Below are 23,725 nucleotides of genomic sequence, written 5' to 3'. Positions count from 1 at the left end.
TTAAAAATAGCTTTTAATTGGGGTGATTTTTACGTGAATAAAAATATTCTATTAATTCTAATTGCCATATTAATAACTTTAAGTGGATGCAACTTGTTTAAACAAACTAAGGAAAACTCACCAGGGGAAAACTTGAAAGAGGCAGATTGTAAAATAGTTTTAAAGCGAGATGAGAAAGGTTACAGTTTAAACGGGATTAGACTTCATATGACCAGACAACAAGTAATTAATATCCTTGGCACTCCCACATCAATCGAAAAAAAACATGAACCAATAGTGAATCTAAATTATAACAATAAAAAGTTGGAAGTATCTCTGTATGAAAAATATGATACTTATTTTACCGGTGGAGGTGTTAATTACGTCAGAGTATTAAACGACAAGATGTGCTCTGACCGGGGAATAAAAATAAGAGATCCTTTAGATAAAGTTCGAGACAAATATGGTGAACCAGATATAAGCGAGGATAACGCGCTAGTCTATATTGTCGATAAGGAATCATCGGATGAGGCCCTATGGTTCACAGGGCAAAACGAAAAAGTAAGTGAATGGGGACTTATGTACAAATGGTTACTCACTGATTGATGTAACACAAAAAGATCTTTATATCAAAACTTTTTTAGAAATGTGAGGTTGACTCTATAAATGAAAGTGGCCATCTATGCGCGTGTCTCAACCGAAGAACAATCGGAAAACTTCAGTATTGCATCCCAGCTGGACCTTCTCAAAAACTACTGCCGGAGCATGCAGTACAAAATCTATGACGAATACGTGGACCCCGGCTATTCAGGCACCACACAGGACCGGCCCGCCCTTCAAAGACTGCTGGAAGATGCATCAAAAGGGAAATTTCAATTAATAGTCGTCTACAGAATAGACCGCTTCTTCCGCAGCGTAAAAGACCTTCTGCTGGTTGTGGACCACCTTGATCAACTGGGTGTCGCCTTTCGTTCCGTTACCGAACCTTTCGACACGTCAAACCCCATCGGCAAGTTCATGCTTTCGCTGCTGGGGTCAATAGCCCAACTGGAAAGGGATACCTTTATTGAGAGGTCGCAGCTGGGTAAACTGCGCCGTGCCAAAGAAGGCTATGTAGTACTGTCCAACCCGCCCCTGGGATACGATTACGACCGGGAAAGCGGGCAGCTCGTGATTAACGAGCAGGAAGCAGAGACCGTCCGCCTGATTTTTTCCGAATACATCAAGCCAGACGCGAGCACCATAACAGTAGCGAAAACCCTCAAAACCCTCGGCCGGCCTACAAAGAAGGGCGGAAAGTGGGACGGTGAAAGGGTATACTCGATTTTAACCAAAACCGTATATGTTGGAGAATGGGTATATACAAGCAGAAAAACCTCTGTTAAAGTTTTCGTTCCCCCAATAATCGACCGGGCCACGTTTGACAGGGCCCAGGAGCTGCTAAAGGAACGCCGGAGCATGATACACCGCAACACCATCCGCCAGTACCTGCTCCGCGGCCTATTGAAGTGTAAAAAATGCGGCTGGGACATGGGCGGGACCACACAATATTTATATAAACGAAAAAACGGCAAAAAAATTGGAAAGCCCCACGGAGAAAAACATTACTACCGCTGCGTTAAGAATGCCACCGCATGCCGTTACCCGGAACGGGAGCTCGAAAAATGCAGTACTTCGTGGGTAAAAGGAGCCGAATTGGAAACCAGGGTATTGGAACACCTGGCCAATATATTGTCCGACCCGGACAGATTACAAGAAGCTATTGGTTCTCAAAGCAATTTTACAGAAAACATTAAAAATGAACTGAATGAAAAATTAAAAGAAATCGAGCAAGCCATATCACGTTGCGATAATGAAAAAGAAAGAATCTTAAAAGCTTACCGTGAGGAAATGATTGAGCTTGAAGACCTGGGAAAAGAAATGAACCAGTTTAAGAAACGCCGCCAGGATTTGGAGCGCAAAGCTGAAGAATTAAGATTGAAGATTTCAATAGAGGATAACAAAGTCAACGGCGTAAAAGCCCTGATAGAACGTTACCGGGGAATCGACGTCCACAGTATATTAAATGCTCCCTTTGAAGAAAAAAGGGAATTCCTCATGAAACTGGTGAAGACGATCTGGGTGGATACACGAGAGGACGGGTCGATACACCTGGATATCGAATGTATTATTCCTGGATTGAATGACCCTCCCCCGGGCGGGGGCGGTGGTTTTACTGCTGCACCACTGGCGTCACATGGGCCAGGCCGGCCCCTGAAAAGGCTTCCTGCAAATCCCGCGGAATTTCCCCCCGGCAGCCGAACATCATCCCGTTCAACATGGCCGCGTGAACGGGGGGCAGGGTTTCCCTGTTAACTTCCATTATCTCGTCGCGCAGTAACAGCGCCAGGCCCAAGGGCCCGGAAGACGCCCCTTCCACCCTTTGCACATTTTTACCCTTAACGTAAATAACGGCGGTTATTCCGCGCCTTTCGAGATACTTTTGGTAATCAAACGCCCCCGGGTTTCCGGAAGATGTAGGCCGGCGCAAAACGCCTTTAACCTTGAGCCTGTCCCCGTAGCCGAACTTTCCCGCTTTTCCCGCTACTCTGACCAGTACCTTCCCCGGTTCCTGAAATTTTTCGCCGCCGACTTGCACGCTTTGAATTCGAAGCACGTATTCAACGGAGTCCCGGCGAAATTCCGGCGCCCGGTCCACCCTTCCTTCAAGGGTTACATAATGGTTGCAATATTTTAACAGGCTGTAGTCTATTCCCCTCCAGGCCAGGCCGCCCGTTAACAAGCCCGATAAAAAAGCCAGTGCCAATACCAGCCGGCCGGTTACCCGCCAGCCGGCAATAAAGCCCCAGGCGGCCAGCAACAAAGCACCAAAGGAAGCAAGGAAAATTAAAAAGAGCCCGGACTCTAAAACTCCGGACACTAAAATACCAAGCACATAGGCTAAAACCAATACCAACAAAGGCCGGCTTGTGGCAGTAACTTCTTTATAATAATTGAGCAAATTCGCTCCTAATTCTTTCATAACTTATTTTCCCCACACCGGCTATTCATAACTATTGCAAGTTTTCGACTACGGGAAAGACATTCCCTTTTAATATAGAGTATTTTTCTGCCAGTTTGCGCAGCAGAATGCCTGCCAGTTAATCAGTCATTATCCTAACCGGCATTCCGTCCCGCAGCCGGTCATTGGGATTAATAATTACCAGATCGCCGGCGGACAGGCCTTCTCGCACCTCAACAAGACCGCCGGCGGTATACCCCGCCTTGATAATTTCCAGGCGGGCACGTCCCCGGGATACCGTATAAACATGGAGCTTGCCGTCCCTGGTGAACACGGCGCTTTCTGGAATTGCCTTCACCGGGGGAGTCTTTTTTATAATAACCGTAACATTTACCTCGTAACCGGGCTGCAAGTGCCCCTTAATTTCATCCAGCGCGATTTTTACCACCGCCTTGGTTTCTTTCACCCCGAGCGTCGAAACGGAGGTTTTTCCCGTAGGATTAACCCGCGTTACCCGTCCCGTGGCTACTGCCGGTCCCCCCGCCAGGTGATATACCCGAGCCTCTTGACCCGGCTGTATCCCGCCTACCTCACCGGGGGAGAACTCGGCCTCTATCTCTAAATCGGAAGGATCGCCTATGGTAAAAAGGTGCGTGCCCGGGGATACAACCATCCCTTCCTCAACCGACTTTTCCAGCACTACCCCGCCCCGGGGCGCCCTTACCACGGCCCGGCACAGCCGGTCTTCAGCCAGAGCCAGCGCGGCCCTGGCGGCCTCAACCCGAGCCGCCAGCGCTTCAACGCCCTGCTGTACGGCTCCGGCCCGCCGCAGTTCCTGGACAGCCAAATCCCGCACCTGCCGGGCCTCGGCCAGCTCTTCCTGCGTTGCGGCTCCCTGTACATATAATTTTTCTATTTTAGCAAAGTAATCCTGGGAGCGCTCCAGCTGCAGGCGTGCCGCCGCGACGGCCGCCTCGCTCTCCGCCCGCCGGCCGGCAAACTCCGCCCTGGCGGCCTCCAGCTCGGCACGACAACGGTTAACTTCAGCGGTAAAAGATGACAAATCATAAACCGCCAGTATATCATTTTTTTTAACTTTATCACCGGGTGCAACCGCTACCCGTTCCACTTTACCGGCCACGGCGGCATATACCCTGGCCGCGTCCCGGGGCCGGACCAGGCCTTCACCGCGCACCGCTATAACCAGGCTTTCCCTTTGTACTTCCGCCGTTTTCACTTTCTCCCGGGGGCCCAACAAATAACCCAACACAACCAACATAACTACTGTTACGGCCCCGAGTCCCATAAACAGCCGCTTTTTTTGCAAGGGAACTCCCCCCTCAATATGCTTAACTGCAGCTTAATCCCTGCACTTAACGACCTCGGCCACGTCAATCGCCTTGATTCTTCCCACCGCCGGCAACAGAGCCAGCATCACGGCAGCGGCGACGGCCAGCGTCGACCACAGGTACGTTCGCGGCAACACTATTACGGGAAGGGTCATTAAATCATTGCTGTAGGAAGCGGCAAAAACGCCGACCAGTAACCTCCCTATCGCCGCACCCAAAATCAAGCCCGGTATGACCAGGATAAACATTTCCCTTTTCAGCAGGGCACCCGCCAGTTGTTTGTCCATTCCAATCAGGCGAAACGTGGCAAACTCGGGAAGGCGTTCCGTTGTATTGATACCTGCAATACTGTAAACCATGGCCCCCGCCAGAGCCATCCCGAAGGCAACCATGGCACCTATAAAGGCGTAAGTAAATTCAAGCCATTTGGTAATGTCCTTTTTGGCAGCGGCGGTATCCTCAATGCCGGCCACCGAAGATAAGTCACCCGTACGCTCCCGCAGCGAGCTGATACCGCCCCCGCGGGTATGCACCATTACAGCCGTAACCGCATCGTTCTGGCGGAACAGCGATTGCACCTCTTCCAGGGGCATGAACCCGGCACTACCCACCGGCAAATCCACCAGCCCGGCCACTTTAACCCTGCCCCCGGGCAGTCCCGGAAACAGAGGCTCAATTTCTATCACATCCCCCGGGGCAGCGCCGATTTCCCGCTGCACACCGGTAGACAATAATATGCCGGCACCGGTCACCCGCACCCGGTTCCCATCAGGCCCGTACAGGCGGTACATTTCACTATCCCTTTGCAGGCCTGTCAGCTTCGTTTCATATTCCCGCCCGCCCAAGCGTAATCGAACGGGCAGCTCCAGTACGGGCTCAGCCCGACTGACCTCCGCCCACCCTTCAATTTCACGGACAACATTCATGCTCAGCGGTGAAGTTAAGTTTACCCGGACATCATAGGCGACAACCTTTTCGAAATATCGTTCGATAATAACCTCAAATGCATCATAAAAAGAACCGGACGTTATTAACAGGGAAAGGGCCATGCCAACCCCGAGAGATGTAAATGCCGACCGCCAGGGATGGCGAAACAAATTTCGTGCCGGGATTTTCCAGAGTATGCCCAGGCACTGCAAAAAAGCAGACCGGGCCACCCGCTTACTTCCCGCGGCTGCCGGTGCCTCCGGCCGCATGGCCTCGGCCGGTTCCAGGCGTGCCGCCCGGCGGGCAGCATACAAGACGGCAAGGGTGCAGGATCCCAGCCCCAGAACAATCCCCGCCGCCTGTACCGCAGGGTGAACACCGCTGGAAAAGTAAGGGATGCTGAAGAACTCAGCATACATCCGGGTCATGGCCACTGAAAGGGCGCAGCCGGCCGGCAATCCCAGGGCCGCGCCGGCGCCACCCACCAGAAGGCCAAATTTCAGGTAGTGGCGCATAATTTTCGAGGGCGGGCAGCCAAGGGTGCGCAGCAACCCTATTTCTGTACGTTGCTGCCTTACAATGCGCACCATTAGCACCACAATGATCATCGATGAAACGCCGAGAAATAAAACAGGAAACATTACGCCCATTTCCGAAAGCCCCTGCATCTCCATGTCCAGTGCACTGTAACTGGGCTGCTGCTCACGCTCCATAATGCGCCGGTACCCGTATCCCCGGCACAACCGTTCCAGCTCCTCTTTAACAGCTTCCTTTCGGGCCCCGGGCTGTAAAGTAACGGCCAGCTGGTCTATTGTCCCTGCCGTACCGAAAAACTTGTCCGCAGTGGTCCTGCTCATAAAAAAGACGCCGAAATCCCGGGGCGAAGTGGCCATCTGCTGCCGGTCCCGCAATAGATACAGGTATTCAGGGCTAATGACAATGCCCTTTACCGTCATCTCCCTGCGCACTCCATCAATAACAGGCCTTACCCGGTCGCCGGGAATCAAGCCGTGAAATTCGGCAAACTCTTCAATCACCAGCAACTCCCCGGTACCACCTTGGTCTAACCAAGACCCCTTCACCAGGTGCAAGTCATTAACCCGGTCTTCATTAATTTCCGGCAGGGAAAGCAAGCGTGCCGTAACCCGCCGGCCGGAGCCGGGCACGTCCATGGGCACGTCACGGCTGATGCGTCCCATGGCCTTATCCACTCCGGGCAGCTGCCGGGCCTTTTCAGCCAGGGAGGCCGGGGCCCCGGCCAGGTATACGGTGAGATCGGCAAAATTGAGCCGGTCATAACTTTTTTCCACCGAAGATTTTAAATTGGCAAACGACAGGTAACTGGCGCTGAAGAGGGCCAGTCCCAGCGCCACCAGCAGCGTGACAGCAAAAAACGGCCCTTTGTACTCGAGAATGTCCCGCCAGAGCTTTTTTGTCAGAACCATGAACTCACCAACTTATTGACAAGGGATTCTGGGGCTCACTATTGATCTCGATCTTTTCAATGTACCCGTCGCGCAGGTAAATAACCCGGTCGGCCATTGCTGCAATGGGAACATTGTGCGTAATAATGATTAATGTTTTCCCCGCTTCGCGATTAATTTCCCAGAGCGCGGCCAGAACCCTCGTGCCGGTGGTGGAATCCAGGGCACCGGTGGGCTCGTCGCAGAGCAACAATTCCGGTTCCTTTACCAGGGCCCGGGCAATGGCCACCCGCTGCTGCTCACCGCCGCTCAATTGAGAGGGAAAGTGATCCATTTTAACCCCGAGCCCCAGTTTTTCCAACAGCGGTTCCACGGGCCGGCTCTGTCCGGCAATTTCTGCGGCCAGCTCAACATTTTCCCGCACCGTCAGATTGGAAATAAGATTGAAAAACTGGAAAACAAATCCCACCTCATCTCTCCGGTAATTTGTCAGGGCATCATCATTCAGGGAAGTTATATCCCGCCCGTTTACCACGATTTGACCGCCGGAAGGGCGGTCTATCCCGCCGATTAAATTCAAAAGCGTGCTCTTTCCCGAACCGCTCGGGCCGAGCAATACCAAGATTTCTCCCCGGTAGATTTCCAGGTCGGTGGGCCTGAGGGCCTGTATCGTAACTTCACCCATGCTGTAGTTTTTAAAAACTTTTCGCAGGCTGACCTGTACTTCCCGCGCCATCATTTCCCTCTTTTCGCTTTTCTTCCCTTACCCGCCGTGCGGTATCTATGCTATAATCATATCCTCCATCTTTCCTGCCCGCAACACCCCAAAATAAAACTGTAATAACAAAAAAAGCAATGAGCATAACCGGCAGTATCGGTTCGTCATTGCTTTTCTCTTCTCATATATCCAGCTTACCGTAATTTTTTACGCCCTTTGCCCCTTTATACCCTTTACTCCTGTGACACAGGCCACTCACTCTTCGCTTTCAAGGACTTTATAATACGCAACGATATAATTATCCAATTTTCGGCTCAGGGTTAATATCTCGCTGCTTGTAAAGGGAACCGGTAAGTGATTCAATATCCCCCGCAACTCTTCAATTTTTTGTTCGACCTCTTTTTGACTATTTTTATCCATCTAATATTCCACCCCGGTTAAAGTAAAATTTTCTTCGAGATTAACCCTGGCATTGCCGGTGACAGCAAAGGATTTTTAAACTAAAAATGTCCAGCTTCCTGGGTACTCACCCAACTTTTTCATCATTCTGGTCGTTTTCAACGACAGTACTGCGCAAAAAAAATTCCGGCTCAACCCCAAGAGCATCAGCCAGGAGTTTCAAATTATTGATAGACGGGTTACACCTGCCGCGTTCAATGTCACAGATGAAACTATGGGAAAGCCCTGTCATTGCAGCAAGCTTGCGCAAAGAAAAATTTTTTTTATTGCGTAAAAGTCTGAGTTTTTCCCCTATCATAACTTACCCCCCTCCTCTATACAAATTGTATGCTATAACCAACCATTTGTAAATGACATTGTATGTTAATAGCTACCATTTATAACCTATAAACTTAATTTATCTTGCGTTTTACTTTAAAAATCTCCAAATTCTACGGTCGGTATTAACGTACATGCGAACTATGCAAGAAAAAATAATATACATTATAATATTTAGTACGGCTATACCGAACGGGTGGTATAATATGGATATCAATATTGGTAAAAGATTAAAACAGTTACGGAAAAGTAAAAATTTATCACTCAGGGCACTAGCCAAACTCGCCCATCTGTCGCATTCTTTTATCGCCGATATTGAGGCCGGGCGCAGCAAACCTTCCCTTGATACCCTTCAGGCACTTGCCAAGGCTTTAAATGTAAGTTGCGAAGAATTACTCTCAACAACGGAAAAAAATAATTGCGTTTCCGAATATGCCGGTAAACAGGTTGATTTTGATGCTCCTTTTCGCGAAAAAACCCTTGCCGACGCACTTTTGCGCTTATCCGAAATAATATATGAATATAATCTACCCGACGACATAAAGTTTCTACTTTTTAAGGAAGCAATAGCAAAATATGGCCCGCCTGAAAGAACCAAAAAAAAAGCGGCGCAACGGCCGAATAAACCGGACACCGGCCATGATGATACCGGAGAATGATTTTCGTACCTCCCCCCAAATATAAAGCACCCGTACAGCGGGTGCTTTATATTATCTGACCGTTATTTTATCTTTAATCTGCTCAAATCTTTTATCGCCAATCCCGGACACATTTTTTATGTCCTCGGGAGAAAGAAACGGCCCGTTGGCATTCCGGTAATCGATAATCCTTTGGGCCAGGGAAGGACCAATCCCCGGCAGCGTCTCCAACTCGGATTGACCGGCAGAATTTATATTTATCAAACCACCGCCGGCTGCGGACCCCATTGCCGGTGAAAAGGCTGACCCGGAATAGATACCAACCTGCGGGGTTACCGGCCCGCCCCTATTTAACTTCTGGCAATCTTCTTCGGAAAAAACCACCACCTGCTGGCCGTCCAGTAACGGGGCTGCCAAATTCAGAAGCTCCAGCCGGGCATCCGGGGAGGGCGCAGCGGCATTTACGGCATCCACCACCCTTGATCCCGCAGGAAGTTTATAAACTCCCGGCTTTTCCACCGCCCCCACCACGTGAACCACTATTTCCTTTTTCTGTTTTTCTTCCTCCTTCTCACCCGCATCCCCGGGTTGTACCTCCCGGTTCTGAAACCGGGAGTCCCAAAACACGTCCTCTTCCCGGGAGATCCCCATCATTTGAATCTGGGCCAGCCTGTACCCGGCACCAAAGATTACCAGGGCAATGACCACCAGGATTACAGCCAAGTGTCTTCTTTCCAGCTGATAGATGCTCCCACCTTCTTCCCGGCCTCTTAAAATTCGACTGTAGGAGCGCTAATTCCTTCTTTTTTACCGGGACTTATTTCCATTATCCGTCTCACCGAAAGCTCTATTGCCCCGCCAGGAATAAGTAGCGGGCCAGGATAAGGGCGGTCAAAATCCACATCAGCCAGTGCACTTCCCGAACCCGGCCGGCGGACAATTTAAGCAGGAAATAAAAAAGGATTCCCGCGGCAATACCGTTGGCAATGCTACCGGTGAAGGGCATAAGCACTATGGTCAAAAAAGCCGGCAGCCCTTCGGTAAAATCTTCAAAATTAATATCCTTTACGGCCTGGGCCATAAGGAACCCGACGATAATAAGCGCCGGGACAGTAGCCGCCCCCGGTATCAATCCGGCCACCGGCGCCATCACCAGAGCCAGCAAGAATAAAAGACCGGTGGTTACAGCAGTAAGGCCGGTACGGCCTCCCTCGGCAATACCGGCAGTACTTTCAATATAAGCGGTAACGGTACTGGTTCCCATCAGGGCACCAAAAGAAACGCCGCAGGCATCTACCAACATGGCCCGGCCCAGGCGGGGGGACCAGCCGTTTTCATCCAGCAGGCCGGCCTTTCCGGCGGTTCCCACCAGGGTACCAAAGGTATCGAAAAGTTCTACAAAGGTGAAGGTAAAAATTATCGACCACAGGCCCATATCCAGCGCCCCGGCCAGGTCCAGGTTACCCACCGCCAGCCTGGTAAAATCGGGCAGGACAAAGGGCCTGAAGTTTTCCGGCACCCGGGTCACTCCCAGGGGAATGCCGATTAAAGTGGTAATGATAATGCCAAGTAAAAGGGCCCCCTTGATTTTTCCGGCCATCAGCAGGGCCGAAATAACAAGGCCTATCAAAGCCAATAAAGTTACGGAGCTGTCAAAGGACCCCAGGGAAATATTCCATTCAAAAAAGCGCAAAGAGGCAATACCCCCGGATTTTTCGAGGGTCTCCAGGGTAGATGGGGTCACCGGCCCGGCTTTTATTACCATAAACTCGGCCATTTTCAGTCCCAGCATGGTAATAAAGAGGCCAATTCCCACAATAATGGCCCGCTTTATGGAATCAGGCACGGCCACTACCAGCAACTGGCGGATCCTGGTAACGGTTAAAATAATAAACAGAATTCCCGAGATAAAAACCGCCCCCAAGGCTACCGGCCACGGTATTCCCACATGCTGGGCGGCCACAGTGGCAAAGTAGGCATTAAGGCCCATACCCGGGGCCAAAGCAATGGGAAAGTTAACAACCAGCCCCATGGCAATGGTTATCAGTCCCGCGGCCGCGGCGGTAGCAAAGAAGACGGCATTCTTGTCCATGCCCGCAGCAGCCAAAATATTAGGGTTTAAAAAAAGAATATAGGCCATGGTCATAAAAGTGGTCAGGCCGGCAACAATTTCCGTGCGGGCGTCGGTATGATACTGCTTTAACTTAAAGATCCTTTCCAGCATTTGCTTCTTCCTTTTAAATAACTTTGTTTAATTTTTTGAACCGGCTTTCTTATCCTATTTTTCTATCAAATGAGCGGTATTATTCCAGGCATAAAATCAATGGTACCGCTTTTCCTTTTCACCGGGATCTAATTCTAGATATCTCAGCAACAAATCCAAATTTCCCGCCTCCCCCGCACTTATCCTTTCGCTGGCCTGTTTAGCCAGATTATCCAAACCTAAAAAAGCATTATGGATAACCAGGGCCCGGGGTTCATTATCCTCTCCGGCGGCAATACCCCCCCCGCTTAAAAGACCGGGGTCCGTCATGAGAACCAGGTAACCAAGGGAAATAATATAAGGCAGGCAATTCCAGTGATGGGGAGCAAGCCCGATGGATACCCTTTCCCCCAAATCGAATTCCAGGGAAAATACCACCATATCATTTTGGTTATTATCCTTTTTTAAGTACCATTCAAAACGATAAGCCACCTGTTCGCCCCTATGAAACCGCTGTATAACACTGTCCAACTTTTCGTTCAGGGAAGATAATAGCATTACCACCGCCTTTTCCGACCGGCCGACGAAATCGGGAAAATATACCTGGGCCAACTTTTCACCCCTTACACAAGTTATTTAAAGGAAAAATTTTACCTCTTGTAGAACAAAACGAAAAATAACTTCTTGAAGGAGGACTCTGCCATGCTTTACCGCTCAATGCTTTTTGCCCCGGGCAGTGACATTAAAAAAATAACCAAGGCCTACAGCCTGGGAGCCGACGGGGTAATCCTCGACCTTGAGGACGCTGTTGCTTTCAGTCAAAAGGATTTCGCCAGGGAACAGGTAGCCGGCTTCCTCTCCAGCCCCCCGCCAAAACCCACTTTCGTCAGGGTTAACGATGCAAAATCACCTTTTATTTTAGCCGACCTGCAGGCAGTAATCGATAAGGCCATTACCGGCATTTTCCTGGCTAAAACGGAATCGGCCGAAGAAGTAAGACACGTTGACTGGCTGCTGTCACTGTTGGAAAGGCAACATAACCTGCCGCAGCAAAAGCTGGAACTGGTACCTTTTATAGAAAACGCCCTGGGCATTGAAAGGGCCTTTGAAATAGCCGGCGTCTCTCCCAGAGTTAAAAGGCTGGCCTTTGGCGGCAATGATTACACCACCGACATCGGCACCCCGTATTCCGATACCGGAGATGAATTCTTTTACGCCCGTTCCCGGCTGGTAGTCGCCTCACGGGCAGCCGGCATTGAAGCCCCCCTGGATACAGTTTGCCCCTTTATCAAGGATACGGACTTGCTGGAAAAGGATGCCAAACGAGCCCGTAATTTGGGATTCCAGGGTAAAATGGTCATTCACCCCAACCAAATTGAGCCTGTAAATATAATATTCAGCCCCACCGAAAAAGAAATCACCCAGGCCCGTAAGATTGTAGAAGCCTTTGAAAAAGCAGAAGCCGGAGGCACCGGGGTAATCCAGCTGGACGGCAAAATGGTAGAATATCCCATTGTCAAAAGGGCCCGGCAAGTACTGGCCATTGCCAAAGCCAAAGGGCTTGCCAGTGATTAACTATCAACTTCTATTTATTTAATAAAGATACCTGCCCCGGGAAATAATTTTGTTTAAAATGATTTTAAAAAAGGAGCATAAGCAATGGAGGAGAGAAAAGACAGAGACAGGCCAATAGTTGCACCCGGAGATGAGGATTACCTGAAAAAGGGTGCTGCCCGCGAAGAGAAGAAAAAAGGGGAATTTACCAGGGTAACCACATTATCATACGACGAAGTGGACACGAGCCCCGAATAAAATACCCCGGATAACACCCGGGGTGTTCCCGTTATTTTACGGTTTTTAAAACGGGAAGCCGCCTTTTCAACTTTTTAAGCACGGCAAAGTAGAAAACCAGCACGCTTATAATATACCACCCCGTGGCCCCCAATCCTTCGCCAAAAGGCCACAGGTTAAAGCCAAATTGCACAACGTCCTGAGTATAAATCCTTTGAAATATACCCAGGGCCAGGACATGGGGAAAAAGCTCGGTTACCGCTTCGCAGTACAGGGCGGCATAATACTTGTGCAAAGCTTCGTTGCCCCGTTTCTGAAAAACGACATAAATCTCCTTTTGGCCTAATTTTTCGGCATCGCTGGAAAGCTCGCTGCAGCGTTTAATTTCCTCCGACCACTTGTTCATTTCCTTTTCCTTTCCTGTTACCCTGGAAAGAAAGGCAGATAACACAGTCAACCCGCAGGCAGTCAGGGCTATAACAAGGAATGGTTCCATATCCTAACCACCACTTTCAATAAACGGTAATTGGGCAGGTTCGGGAAATACCCGCCCCCACCCGTTTAATATGATTTTAAATACCCAGGCCGAGAACCTTCCAAACACCCATGAACCTGAGACCGTAGAACAAAAGCACTACAGCCAGCAGCCAGCGCAGGTATTTTTCTTTATAGTACTTGGAAAATACCGGCCCCAGGTAGGAACCGCCGGCGACACCAGCCAGGAAGAATCCCATGTACAAGAGGTCGGGAGTTGCTCCTTTGGCCAGGTAACTGCCAATGGCCACCAGCGAGTTAATAAGCACGATAAGGATGGAAGTACCGGAAACCATGAACATGGGCAGCACAAATATTGAGGACAGATAGGGAACCAGCATGAAACCGCCGCCCAAGCCGAACATGGAAGCAATAATGGCGATGAAGAAACCACCGATGGCTGCTGCAATGGGATTAATGGAAAATTCCTGACCCCAGAAGGTAAATTTCAGCTCGGTAAGGGAAAAATTGGTAACCTTAAAACCTTCCTTGGCCAGATCTTCCCAGTTGCCGCTCTTCTTCATTTCCTTAACCTTGGCCTCAAAGGCCTTGGAAACCTCATTTAATTTCTTGCGCTTTTGCCGGTAAGTTTCTGTAGTTTCATAGGCAAGGCGCAAGCCGATTATAAATGTTATAACTCCGAACCAGAACTTGTACTGTTTTAAAGTCATGGGAATTTGGGGCCCCACCAGGGCTCCGAATACAACCCCGGCGGCAACGCACAACGCCAGCGGGATGGCCACTCGCTTTTCTTTAAAATACCTGGGCACCGCAATTATTGGCGACAGAATAACCGCCATTAAATTATGCACCTTGATGGTATTCTTGGCGGTAGCCTTGGCCGCTGCCTCGGCCATACCCTGGGCCATAAGGTGCTTGGGCATGATTTTATCCAGTTTAAAGAGGGTTACCTGACCAATAAGAGTTAAAACGGCACCGGCAGCACCCACCGTTGAAAAAACGTAACCGGTTATTATCCCCCATAATACAATCCAAATTGGATTAGTTTCAATTCCGGAAGTAGGAAAAAACATATATGAGTTCGCCTCCCCTTTTTATAATTCCTGCTTTAAGCCTCCTGGTTAATTACTGCTAAATTACCGTTCTTTTAAATCTCACCTTCCCTTCTTCTAATCATCAAACCCCTCTCCCGAGGATAAAATTGTTCCCTATTCCACATCCTTAAACTTAATCATGGGACACTTCTTACAAGCGTCCATGCCCGGGTATTCCTGGCCGGGGGAACCCAGCATGGAAGGACCGCCGAACCTATTGGCCCGGTAAATCAGTTGCCTGACCACGTCACCAATTTTACTTCCGGGTATAAAAACGTTAACTTCGCCCTTTTCGGTTTTACCTGAAGTAAAACTTCCGGCGCACATAGTATTCATATTGGCTGTATTATCGTTGTAGCAAACCACACACCCGCCGCATACAGCAGAGTTAATTGTATGCTTGAAAGTAAGCGGGTGCTCCCTGCAGGCCCCCACATAGTCATTCAAAATATGATACGCCTGCAACGGGTTGACCACGAAAAATACCACACTGGGCTTAAAATTGGCTTTTCCTAACGGTGCAGTGGCAAAACCTTTTAATCTGCCCAGCGGCAACTTGGGCTTACTGAGCAGGCATTCCTTCGCCCAATCCCAATCAGCGGTATACTTCACGTGCCCGTCAACTTCCGCATCCTCTGCCTCCCGGAACCCCAATACCGTCTTGGCATTGCCGCACAGGAGATTATCTTCCGACGCCTTTACAATATAATTGTTAAAGCGAGAAGCCAGGGCAATTTGACAAAATGTCATCTTGGGCCCGGGAACCTTTTCAGCCTTAAAGTTTTCATACTCTTCCCGGTCGAAAAAGAACTTAATGGCCACTGGGTGGTAATCCAATTTGTAGAGGTACTCCAGGACGTCTTGCATTTCCACATTTGTCAATTCACTTTTTTTAGCCAGTTCTCCCACATTTAATAACACCTTTTTCCCTCCTCCCGTACTTAAGAACCCTTTTATACCTGTTGAAGAGCGTGCTTAAAAATTATCGCCTCCTGGCCAACCTTCTCCCATGACATCTTTGCAACATTAACTTTAACTTATTGTTAAGATTACCAAACTTAATCCATCCATAATGTCATGCAAATGACAAAAAAAAGTCATCTTGGCGACATGCTTTTATCACCTGCTTGACAGAAGCATGTCGCCAAGATGACCTTAATTAATTCGCCTGGCCAAGCTGTCCGGCTTAATTATTCTGATTTTTCTTCTCTCAGTTATTATACTGCGCTCTTTATTGAGCTCACCCATAAAGGAACTTACCGTACTTACATTAACAAAAAAACGCCGCGGGACAACGTCCCGCGGCTGACAAAAAACTGTTATCTTCCCGCTATACTACCTTATACCACCCATTTGGCCAGTTTATCCGGATCTACGATACGAATAGTGCGCCCCTCATAGGCAATACTTTTTTCTTGTTTAAAAGTATTAAGCAGTGAAGTAACCGTTTGCCGCGAAGTTCCCACCATACTGGCAATCTCCTCATGGGTAAGCTGTACGTCCAGAACAATACCATTCTTGGTACGCTTACCGCACCGGTCGCCCATTTTTATAAGCATTAACGCCAACCTGCCGGGGGCCTGCCAGCATACCATTTCATGAATCAATCCTTCGGCCTCCCGCATCCTCACCGCTAAAATCTTGGCCACCTTAATGGCCAAAAACGGGTGTTTGGCCAACAGTTCTTCAAACTGACTCTTACGCAAAGTAACCATGGAAATATTGCTAATAGCTCCGGCAAAACAAGTGCGCTCCACGCCCAACAACGTCTCCGCAAGACCCATTAATTGCCCCGGACTGCGAATACTACCTACTGTAACCCTCTTCCCGTCGGCGGAAAGACGATAAATTTTTACCCAACCACTTTCAATAAGATAAACCCGGTCGGATATATCTCCCGCCGCAAATATTACATGTCCTTTGGGGTAATGTACAGTGGAGCCCGCTTGCCTGATAATCGCCTTTTCAAGATCATCTAAAATAGGGTTTACGTCAAGGTTAGTTATCTCCACTGGTTACACTTCCTTCCCCAATACTAATCAATTGTTTATTATATCATAATATACAAATTTATTGCATTAAATATTTTTCCCCTGTTAATAATTTTCTTCTATAAAATTAATTTACTTTATCAAATGGCACTTTTAAAGGAGGGGGAGGAGGAAGGTTATTTTAAAGATAATCTAGTTCAAAAGTAGAAAATTTATAAACTTTAAAAAATAAGGAAAGGTGGGGATCCTGTAAAATTTAAACACATGTTTTATTATATCCTTTTCAAGGCGGAAAATCAATTCTTGTCTAAAAATGTCGTTAGACCCGGACTACAAATTTCAAAATTTTTAGCCCCCTTGGAAAAGGGGGCTTTACTTATTCTTTAAGTTTAAATTCCCATGCACAATAATATTCCCCGGGGTGGTCATCGGGGGGACAGCATATACATCTTGTTTCAAAACGGGAGTCTATGGTTTTGGCAAAACCGCTGTATTCCACAAGTCCTACCGGCTTACAGGGAAAGTCCGGCATTTGCTTCCTCTTTCTTGCCGACTGAACCCGGCACTCGTTCATTCTGAATACAATGGTATTTTCATCAACGTCGATTATTTCCTGCTTGTTGATAAAGGCATAAAGGCGCAACTGAAGTGCCTTTTTGAGGGCAGGTATCCCGCCGCCCGGCTCAATGCCGAGAATTTTCATTATTCTCTTGGCCTCGAGGACAGTGAACCTTTCCCAGGCCTCCTTATCTCTCTCAATGGCCTCATCCATCCCCCAGGCCTTTTCCACTGCTTGAAACCACAGGCCGTCGTGAGCCAGCCATCTCTTTGCAAAATCCACCAGCAAGTTGTGAAGTTCTTCCTTACTAAATTTTTCTATCTCTTTCACAGCAAGCCCTCCTTAAAAACCATTGCTAATTAACCAACTGTCTTAATCCTCTTGCAAAATTAGTGCCCGTAAATTCAGAAAATTATAGAAATATCCTGTATTAAAGTTTTTTTAATGATTTGGATTCCTTGCCCAATGCAAATATTTCTTGGGACTTGTTTATTTTTTTAAAAAATGTCTACAAATGTTCACCGGCTTTAACTCGTGCCCAATAGAATTGATATAGAAGCGGCACCCGCTGCCCCTACTCGCGGTATTCCATCACTTCAGCCAGAGGCCTGCGGGAAGTAGGACCATTTATTGTTTCCGGGTAACCGACGGGCACCAGGGCCACCGGTCGGCGCCCTGCAGGTAAATCGAGCAATTCCGCTACTTTTCCTTCGTTAAATGCGCCTACCCAACAAGTTCCCAATCCCAGGGAAACCGCCGCCAGCATCATATTTTCCACCGCTGCCGCCGTATCCTGCAAACAATACAAATTCCTTCCCCGGTCACCGTAGGTTTTTGCACTGGCTTCGGGCTCGACACACGTAACAATCACCACAGGGGCGGAGGCCACGAACTTCTGCCCCAGTGCCGCCCCGGCCAGGGCGTTTCTCAATTTGCTGTTCGTTACTACATAAAAAAACCAGGGCTGGATATTTCCCGCAGTTGGCGCCCGCAAGGCCGCCTTTAATAATTTTTCCACGTCCTCTTTGGGAACAGGGTCGGGCTTGAATTTTCTTACCGAGGTCCTGGCATTGATGGCTTCAAAGACTTCCATTTTAAAACACCCCCCTTTTTTATAATTTTTATCAGGTTACCCAGAAATTTCTGCCCAAATCCCCTCAACTATTGGGACACCACAGGCAGGGTAAAACTGAAAACAGAACCCCGGCCCACCTGGCTTTGTACTTTCACCTTCCCGCCATGGGCCTCTACAATTTGTTTGGCAATGGCCAGGCCCAGGCCGGTGCCGCCCAGGGCCCGGGAGCGTGATTTATCCACCCTGTGGAAACGCTCCCAAATATACGGCAGTTCCTCCTCCGGGATGCCGGGTCCCTGATCCCTTACACTTACGGTAATCTCTCCTTGATCCGCCCGCGCCTCAACGGTCACGGTTTTTCCCTTCGGGGAGAACTGAATGGCATTGCCGAGCAAATTCAGCAAAACCTGTTCCGCCCGGTCCTCGTTGGCCAGCATTAAAGGTAAATCCGGGGGAATCTCCTTCTTAACCTTAACCTGCTGACGCTCCAGCTGCGGTTTCAGCTTGGCCACAACCCGGTTTACCAATTTTTCAACGCTTACGGAGTGAAGGCTCCAATTGGTTTTACCGGATTCCATGGCGGCCAGGTCCAGCAAGTCGCGAATGAGCCGGTTGAGGCGTGCGGCTTCCCGGTGAATGATATTGAGATAAGTTAACCGGTCTTCTTCATTATCTATGGTCCCGTCCATCATGGCCTCCACAAAGCCCTGGATGGAAGTGAGGGGGGTCCTTAATTCATGGGAAACATTGGCCACCAGGTCCCGGCGCATTTGTTCCAGCCGCCGCAGCTCGCTTATATCGTGGAAGACTCCCACCGCCCCGAAAATATTCTCCCCGGGCTCCCGCAGGGGTGATATACGGGCAAGAAGAGAAATCTTTCTCTGGCTGAAATTTATTTCCACGGTTCCCGTTTCCCCTGAGCGCAGCACCTGCTCAAACAGTTTCTTCAGTTCACGGGGCAGGGAAAGTTTCTCCAGCGGGCGGCTCAAAATATCATGTTCATCCAGCCCGAAATTTTCAATGGCCTGCCGGTTCACAGCAATCACGCGGTGCTCCGAATCTACGGCCATAACTCCTTCCGCCATATTGGCCAAAACATTCTCCATTTTTTCCTTTTCCCGCGACAGGTCGCTAATGGTATTGTTCAAGGCATCGGCCAGGTAGTTGAAATTCCGGGCCAATTGTCCCACTTCATCTTCCGAATTCACATTGACCCGCTGCCGAAAGTCCCCCGCAGCCATGGCCCGGCTGGCGGCGCTCATATCCCGCAGCGGGCGGGAAATGGAGCGGGATAAAAAGTAGCCGATGACGACGGCCAATAGTGTGGTGGGGAGGGCGGCAATAAATATCAGCTTGCGCACCGCACTGACCGTATCGGCAATATCGGCAAGGGGTCTGGAGAGAAGCAAGACACCGGCAACTTCACCGTTAACTTTCACCGGCACGGCTGCGGTAACCATCACCTGACCAAACCTGGTTATAAACCCCTTTTGGGTGATAACCTTGCCGCGCAAAATTTTGTCCACTTCGGCAGGTTCCAGCCACAGCCGGCGAAGCCTTCCGGGCCTCCCGCCCCGGGCAAAATCCAGTGCTTCCCGCCGCACCCAAAATACCTGCGCATTTACCAGCCCCCCCATGCCAGCCAAAATCCCTTCCACGGATTGCCCCCGTTCCAGGTACTCGCCCATCAGGGCGGCCATTTCCATTCCCTTATTCTTCAATTCTTCTTCCCGGGAAGAATAGTAGTAGCCGGCAAAAAGCTGGGATATAAGTAGACCTAAAACCAACAGTGTGCTTACTATAACCAGCAGGTATGACGACATTAATTTACTGAAAAGGCTTTTAAACATTACTCCACAACCTCAAACTTATACCCGCACCCCCATACGGTTTTTATCCGGCATATACCCTCGACCCGGGACAATTTTTTCCGCAAACGTTTAATGTGGGTATCCACCGTGCGGGAATCGCCGAAATAGTCATAGCCCCATACATTGTTTAACAATTGTTCCCTGGAATAAACGCACCCGGGACGGCTGGCCAGGAACCATAAAAGGTCAAATTCCTTGGGGGGCATTTCCACGGGCCTGCCGTCAATCTCCACCCGGCGGCTCCTGTAGTCAATGCGCAGCCCGTTAAAATCCAGCACCTGCGGGTCATGAAAGTTTCCCGGCACCGCGCGGCGGAGTACAGCCTTGACCCGGGCCACCATCTCTCGGGGGCTGAAGGGTTTTGCTATGTAATCATCGGCGCCCAGTTCCAGGCCCAGTACTCGATCAAACTCGTCCCCCCTGGCGGTAAGCATAATAATGGGGACAGACATAGTTTTCCTCAGTTCCCTGCAAACATCCCAGCCGTCCATCTTGGGCAGCATAATATCCAGTAAAATCAAATCGGGATGAATGCTTTTGGCCTTTTCAACCGCCTCCTCCCCGTCGGAGGCCAAATCCACCACAAAACCCTCTTTTTCCAAATAAAGTTTTACCAGCTGCTGCACCGGCTCTTCATCTTCAACTACCAGAATGGTACGGGCGGACATGAGTTACATTCCCCCATTTAAATACCGGACATTTTTATAAAAGTATACCACCAAAACTCAAAAAGCGCATAACAATAAAAGGGGGAGCCGGGCCTCCCCCTTCTGCCATTTACATCTTTATTTAAAGCTCCCGCGGAAGCCGAAACCGCCGCGGAAGCCGCAGCCGCCGCTCCTGACCATTTCAGCCAGCTGCTCGTTGGTAAGCTGGGACATTATTTCATTGCGGTACTGCTGGCGCTGCTCGTACATTTGCTGCCGCAGGTCGTTCAATTCTTTGATTTTGGCCTCAACCTGGGCCCTGTCAACACCCGGCTGCCACTGCAGGCTGCGCAGCTCAAACATTAACTGTTGCATCCTGGCGCGCTGCTCCTGCATGCTGGTAAAAGCCTTTTTCTGAATGTCCTGTATCTTCTGCACCTGCTCATCGGTGAGATTCAACCGGTCGGCCATATTAACCCAGCTGCCGCTGGAAAGAAACCGCGGGCCGCCGCCCCAGGCAAAGGCAGCCTGGGCAAAAAGCAGTGCCAGCACCATGCCCATGGATACCAGTAATAATTTGCGCTTCACCGGTTCACCTCCTCTCATTTCGTTCGATTTTATTTTACCCGCCAATTTTGACCATTTTGTGAACAAATCCCGAACAAATTCCGAATTAATTAAGGTTGCACATTTAATCTTGCAATTGGTAATATATTTACAAATTATCTAAGTGCATATTGCATATATTTACCGGGAGGTTTACCATGACAGCTAAAAACGGGGAAGATATTTCCCTGGATAAAATGATTCAGCCGGGTTTGCTTTTACTGGTCTATAAAAAGCCTTCCCACGGCTACGAATTAATTCAAAATTTTAACCACCTAAAGCCCGCCGAAGAAGTTGAGCCGGGAACCATATACAGAAACCTGAGGCGCATGGAAAAAAACGGGCTGCTGAAGTCCAGCTGGCAAACTTCGGATTCAGGGCCCGCCCGCAGGCTATATAAGATAACGGAAAAGGGAATCGAGGCCCTCAGCCAGGCCGCCCTTAAAATCGAACAGCAAAAACAACAGCTGGAATATTTCCTTGCTTTATACAAGGAGCTTATTAAGCCGGGGGGTGGTAAGGATGAAACGTAATCTCAATTCCTTTAAAGTGCTTCATGCCGGGGCCCTGCGCAAGCCCATGAAGGAGTGCATTCACGTGTTAAGAGAGAAATATCCCGACCTGGAAGTGGAATTGGAATACGCCGGCTCCAGGGCCTGCGCCCGGGCGGTGGCGGAGGGAAAAATCGTGGATGTCATTGCCCTGGCCGATTATAAATTGTTTAATGAAATTTTAATTCCCCGCTTTGTAGATACTTCATTTGTTTTTGCCACCGACCAGATGGTGCTGGCCTTCGATGAGTTTTCCGTGGACAGCGATAAGATCAATGAAGAAAACTGGATGGACGTTTTACTGGGCAACGACAAATTAAAGTACGGCCGCTCCGACCATCACCTTGACCCCTGCGGCTACCGGACATTGATACTGTGGCAGCTGGCCGAGAAGTTCTACAACCGGCCGGGTCTGTATAAATTACTGGAAGACAATTGGAGCACCGTATATCCAAAATCCTTTGATTTAGCAGTGGCTCTGCTGCAAGGGAAAATTGACTACGGATTCGCGTATCTTTCCGTAACCAAGCAGATAAACCTCAAGTATATACAGTTTCCACCTGAAATTAATTTAAGTGATCCCCGCTTAGCAGATTATTACGCCCAGGCGAAGGTTATTGTTGAGGGCAGCTACCCCGGCCTGGACACCGAAATTGTAGGCGCTCCCATTGAATTTGCCGTGGCAATTCCCAAGAATTCAAATCAAAAGGAACTGGCCCAGGAATTTATTGATATTTTGACGGGCCCGCGGGGAGAAGAAATACTGGAACAAAACGGCTTAATTCCCTGCTAGGAAAGCAAAAAAAGAAAAAATGTAATTTCAGTTCTTTACTTCGTATGCATTGTGATAGTCCTGGACCTGGCAATGTATAACATTAGGGACGGCCCGTATTTTGAGACACCGAATATAACTCTTACCCATTGACTTTTGTCCCGAGAAGTGGTTAATTGTATAAATGACTAAAATTACAAAGTTGGTGAACAAGTGTCGCTTTCCGTTTGCAGCCAACCCCGTGCAATATTCAAAGATTTTGTCACGGGCATGGCATCCGCCCTTTTTTTTATCATTGAATTCCTCCCTCTAGGCATGTTGTTTGGCGCCATGGCACTGGACAGCGGCCTTTCCCCCACGGCCGCCATCGGCATGTCCACCCTGGTATTCGCTGGGGCAAGCCAGTTTTTGGCCCTAACTTTGCTCAATACCGGGGCCACCGCGGCAGCAATCGTCTTTGGAACCTTTATAATAAACCTGCGCCACGTGCTCATGAGTTCCTACGTTGCCGGTGCAATCACAAAAAGCAGCTTTCTGCACCGCATTTTAACCGGGGCCCTGCTGACTGACGAGGGATTTGCCCTGGCATCCCAGCGCATTGCCGCCTCAGCCGGTAAGATTTCCTCCTGGTACGTGCTGGGAGTTAATTTCTCCCTGTACCTGCAGTGGCAATTTTCCACAATGGTGGGAATCTTCCTTGGCAATGTTTTTCCCGGCATGAAGGATTTTGGCATTGAAGCTGTACTATATGCCCTGTTTCTTACCATTGTGGTACTGTCAATTTCCAAAGGCACGGACATTCTTATCGCCCTGCTGGCAGCCGGGACGGCGGTTATCCTTACCCTGTGGGGATACAGCTCCTCCGCAGTGCTAGTGGCCAGCCTTACCTCGTCTCTCATTGGATTGGGGGTATACATGTGGGCGAAAAAATCTGGCTCATAATTGGCGGAATGGCCATTGTTACCTTTGTGCCCAGAGTTATTCCCTTTATTATAATCAAGGAGGAAAAACTGCCGGCGCCGGTAAAGGAATGGCTCCGGCTGCTGCCCATTGTTATCTTCGCCAGTATGGTCGTCCCCCCGCTCCTGACCGAAGGAACCAAACTGGCTCCATCCCAGCACTTGGGTGAAATTGTTGTTGTACTGGCCGGTGCAGCCACAGCTTATTTTACCAAAAAGATACCCTTAAGCCTGGGAGCGGCAGTAATTGCACTATTTTTAATCAATTTTATGAAATTAAATTAATAAAGCCCGCCCT

Annotated in this window: 26 protein-coding genes and 1 pseudogene; 9 read left to right on the top strand and 18 right to left on the bottom strand. The window is 49.2% G+C overall.

Going from position 1 to position 23,725, the window contains the following annotated elements; translation table 11 throughout:
* Window positions 1-33: 33 nt before the first annotated feature.
* Window positions 34-585: a hypothetical protein gene (locus ACX4JR_RS03745; protein WP_476059714.1), complete on the top strand. Its 552-nt coding sequence runs from the start codon at window positions 34-36 to the stop codon at window positions 583-585.
* 60 nt (window positions 586-645) lie between these two features.
* Window positions 646-1,689, top strand: a pseudogene (locus ACX4JR_RS03740) (recombinase family protein); the annotation flags it as partial.
* Window positions 1,690-2,191: 502 nt separating this feature from the next.
* Here the strand turns inward: ACX4JR_RS03740 and ACX4JR_RS03735 are convergent.
* From ACX4JR_RS03735 to ACX4JR_RS03710, 6 genes are all read right to left on the bottom strand, one after another.
* Window positions 2,192-3,001 carry a ComEC/Rec2 family competence protein gene (locus ACX4JR_RS03735; RefSeq protein WP_476059713.1) on the bottom strand — a complete coding sequence of 270 codons (810 nt, stop codon included), beginning with the start codon at window positions 2,999-3,001 and terminating at the stop codon, window positions 2,192-2,194.
* Window positions 3,002-3,119: 118 nt separating this feature from the next.
* Window positions 3,120-4,307, bottom strand: a complete 1,188-nt coding sequence (locus tag ACX4JR_RS03730; RefSeq protein ID WP_476059712.1) for an efflux RND transporter periplasmic adaptor subunit — start codon at window positions 4,305-4,307, stop codon at window positions 3,120-3,122.
* A gap of 33 nt (window positions 4,308-4,340) precedes the next feature.
* Window positions 4,341-6,701 carry an ABC transporter permease gene (locus ACX4JR_RS03725; protein WP_476059711.1) on the bottom strand — a complete coding sequence of 787 codons (2,361 nt, stop codon included), beginning with the start codon at window positions 6,699-6,701 and terminating at the stop codon, window positions 4,341-4,343.
* A gap of 4 nt (window positions 6,702-6,705) precedes the next feature.
* A complete protein-coding gene (locus tag ACX4JR_RS03720; protein WP_476059710.1) occupies window positions 6,706-7,419 on the bottom strand; it encodes an ABC transporter ATP-binding protein in 714 nt (237 codons plus the stop codon).
* Between the two features lie 234 nt (window positions 7,420-7,653).
* Window positions 7,654-7,818: an aspartyl-phosphate phosphatase Spo0E family protein gene (locus tag ACX4JR_RS03715; RefSeq protein ID WP_476059709.1), complete on the bottom strand. Its 165-nt coding sequence runs from the start codon at window positions 7,816-7,818 to the stop codon at window positions 7,654-7,656.
* Between the two features lie 106 nt (window positions 7,819-7,924).
* Entirely contained in the window at window positions 7,925-8,155 is a 231-nt protein-coding gene (locus tag ACX4JR_RS03710; RefSeq protein ID WP_476059708.1) for a helix-turn-helix domain-containing protein, read from the bottom strand.
* A gap of 226 nt (window positions 8,156-8,381) precedes the next feature.
* On the opposite strand from ACX4JR_RS03710, the gene ACX4JR_RS03705 reads away from it, so the two are divergent.
* Complete coding sequence (locus tag ACX4JR_RS03705; protein ID WP_476059707.1) at window positions 8,382-8,834, top strand: helix-turn-helix domain-containing protein; 453 nt, start codon at window positions 8,382-8,384, stop codon at window positions 8,832-8,834.
* A 51-nt stretch (window positions 8,835-8,885) separates the two neighbouring features.
* Here ACX4JR_RS03705 and ACX4JR_RS03700 read toward each other — a convergent pair whose 3' ends face one another.
* The 3 genes from ACX4JR_RS03700 to ACX4JR_RS03690 all read right to left on the bottom strand — a co-directional run bounded on the left by ACX4JR_RS03700 (window position 8,886) and on the right by ACX4JR_RS03690 (window position 11,628).
* Complete coding sequence (locus tag ACX4JR_RS03700) at window positions 8,886-9,536, bottom strand: ComEA family DNA-binding protein (protein ID WP_476059706.1); 651 nt, start codon at window positions 9,534-9,536, stop codon at window positions 8,886-8,888.
* Window positions 9,537-9,660: 124 nt separating this feature from the next.
* Entirely contained in the window at window positions 9,661-11,037 is a 1,377-nt protein-coding gene (locus ACX4JR_RS03695) for an NCS2 family permease (RefSeq protein ID WP_476059705.1), read from the bottom strand.
* A gap of 96 nt (window positions 11,038-11,133) precedes the next feature.
* On the bottom strand, window positions 11,134-11,628 hold the full coding sequence (locus ACX4JR_RS03690) for a hypothetical protein (RefSeq protein ID WP_476059704.1): 495 nt from the start codon (window positions 11,626-11,628) through the stop codon (window positions 11,134-11,136).
* Between the two features lie 90 nt (window positions 11,629-11,718).
* Here ACX4JR_RS03690 and ACX4JR_RS03685 point away from each other — a divergent pair, with 90 nt between their 5' ends.
* Window positions 11,719-12,591, top strand: a complete 873-nt coding sequence (locus tag ACX4JR_RS03685; RefSeq protein WP_476059703.1) for an HpcH/HpaI aldolase/citrate lyase family protein — start codon at window positions 11,719-11,721, stop codon at window positions 12,589-12,591.
* An 84-nt stretch (window positions 12,592-12,675) separates the two neighbouring features.
* Window positions 12,676-12,828: a hypothetical protein gene (locus ACX4JR_RS03680; protein ID WP_476059702.1), complete on the top strand. Its 153-nt coding sequence runs from the start codon at window positions 12,676-12,678 to the stop codon at window positions 12,826-12,828.
* 31 nt (window positions 12,829-12,859) lie between these two features.
* On the opposite strand, the gene ACX4JR_RS03675 is transcribed toward ACX4JR_RS03680, so the two are convergent.
* The 9 genes from ACX4JR_RS03675 to ACX4JR_RS03635 all read right to left on the bottom strand — a co-directional run bounded on the left by ACX4JR_RS03675 (window position 12,860) and on the right by ACX4JR_RS03635 (window position 21,127).
* Window positions 12,860-13,303: a hypothetical protein gene (locus ACX4JR_RS03675; RefSeq protein WP_476059701.1), complete on the bottom strand. Its 444-nt coding sequence runs from the start codon at window positions 13,301-13,303 to the stop codon at window positions 12,860-12,862.
* A gap of 76 nt (window positions 13,304-13,379) precedes the next feature.
* A complete protein-coding gene (locus ACX4JR_RS03670) occupies window positions 13,380-14,375 on the bottom strand; it encodes a sulfite exporter TauE/SafE family protein (RefSeq protein ID WP_476059700.1) in 996 nt (331 codons plus the stop codon).
* Window positions 14,376-14,510: 135 nt separating this feature from the next.
* A complete protein-coding gene (locus tag ACX4JR_RS03665) occupies window positions 14,511-15,317 on the bottom strand; it encodes a DUF169 domain-containing protein (protein ID WP_476059699.1) in 807 nt (268 codons plus the stop codon).
* Between the two features lie 419 nt (window positions 15,318-15,736).
* Window positions 15,737-16,402 carry a Crp/Fnr family transcriptional regulator gene (locus ACX4JR_RS03660; protein ID WP_476060463.1) on the bottom strand — a complete coding sequence of 222 codons (666 nt, stop codon included), beginning with the start codon at window positions 16,400-16,402 and terminating at the stop codon, window positions 15,737-15,739.
* 361 nt (window positions 16,403-16,763) lie between these two features.
* Window positions 16,764-17,276, bottom strand: a complete 513-nt coding sequence (locus ACX4JR_RS03655) for a DUF6125 family protein (protein WP_476059698.1) — start codon at window positions 17,274-17,276, stop codon at window positions 16,764-16,766.
* Between the two features lie 244 nt (window positions 17,277-17,520).
* Complete coding sequence (locus ACX4JR_RS03650; RefSeq protein ID WP_476059697.1) at window positions 17,521-18,039, bottom strand: nitroreductase family protein; 519 nt, start codon at window positions 18,037-18,039, stop codon at window positions 17,521-17,523.
* 68 nt (window positions 18,040-18,107) lie between these two features.
* Window positions 18,108-19,871 (bottom strand): ATP-binding protein, encoded by a 1,764-nt coding sequence (locus tag ACX4JR_RS03645; protein WP_476059696.1) that lies wholly within the window; start codon window positions 19,869-19,871, stop codon window positions 18,108-18,110.
* Window positions 19,871-20,560 carry a response regulator transcription factor gene (locus ACX4JR_RS03640; protein ID WP_476059695.1) on the bottom strand — a complete coding sequence of 230 codons (690 nt, stop codon included), beginning with the start codon at window positions 20,558-20,560 and terminating at the stop codon, window positions 19,871-19,873. Before ACX4JR_RS03640 ends, ACX4JR_RS03645 begins: the two co-directional genes overlap by 1 nt.
* Window positions 20,561-20,677: 117 nt before the next feature.
* Window positions 20,678-21,127 (bottom strand): Spy/CpxP family protein refolding chaperone, encoded by a 450-nt coding sequence (locus tag ACX4JR_RS03635; protein ID WP_476059694.1) that lies wholly within the window; start codon window positions 21,125-21,127, stop codon window positions 20,678-20,680.
* A 176-nt stretch (window positions 21,128-21,303) separates the two neighbouring features.
* On the opposite strand from ACX4JR_RS03635, the gene ACX4JR_RS03630 reads away from it, so the two are divergent.
* The 4 genes from ACX4JR_RS03630 (at window position 21,304) to ACX4JR_RS03615 (ending at window position 23,712) form a co-directional block, all read left to right on the top strand.
* Window positions 21,304-21,678 carry a PadR family transcriptional regulator gene (locus ACX4JR_RS03630; RefSeq protein ID WP_476059693.1) on the top strand — a complete coding sequence of 125 codons (375 nt, stop codon included), beginning with the start codon at window positions 21,304-21,306 and terminating at the stop codon, window positions 21,676-21,678.
* Window positions 21,668-22,489 (top strand): extracellular solute-binding protein, encoded by an 822-nt coding sequence (locus ACX4JR_RS03625; protein WP_476059692.1) that lies wholly within the window; start codon window positions 21,668-21,670, stop codon window positions 22,487-22,489. The genes ACX4JR_RS03630 and ACX4JR_RS03625 overlap by 11 nt, the downstream gene beginning before the upstream one ends.
* A gap of 249 nt (window positions 22,490-22,738) precedes the next feature.
* Window positions 22,739-23,410: an AzlC family ABC transporter permease gene (locus ACX4JR_RS03620; RefSeq protein ID WP_476059691.1), complete on the top strand. Its 672-nt coding sequence runs from the start codon at window positions 22,739-22,741 to the stop codon at window positions 23,408-23,410.
* Entirely contained in the window at window positions 23,386-23,712 is a 327-nt protein-coding gene (locus ACX4JR_RS03615) for an AzlD domain-containing protein (RefSeq protein ID WP_476059690.1), read from the top strand. The genes ACX4JR_RS03620 and ACX4JR_RS03615 overlap by 25 nt, the downstream gene beginning before the upstream one ends.
* Window positions 23,713-23,725 lie beyond the last annotated feature (13 nt).

This window comes from Desulfofundulus sp. JL263-se (genome assembly GCF_056316025.1).
The sequence above is the reverse complement of the archived record's forward strand: the minus strand, read 5'-3'. Positions and strand labels throughout refer to the sequence as shown.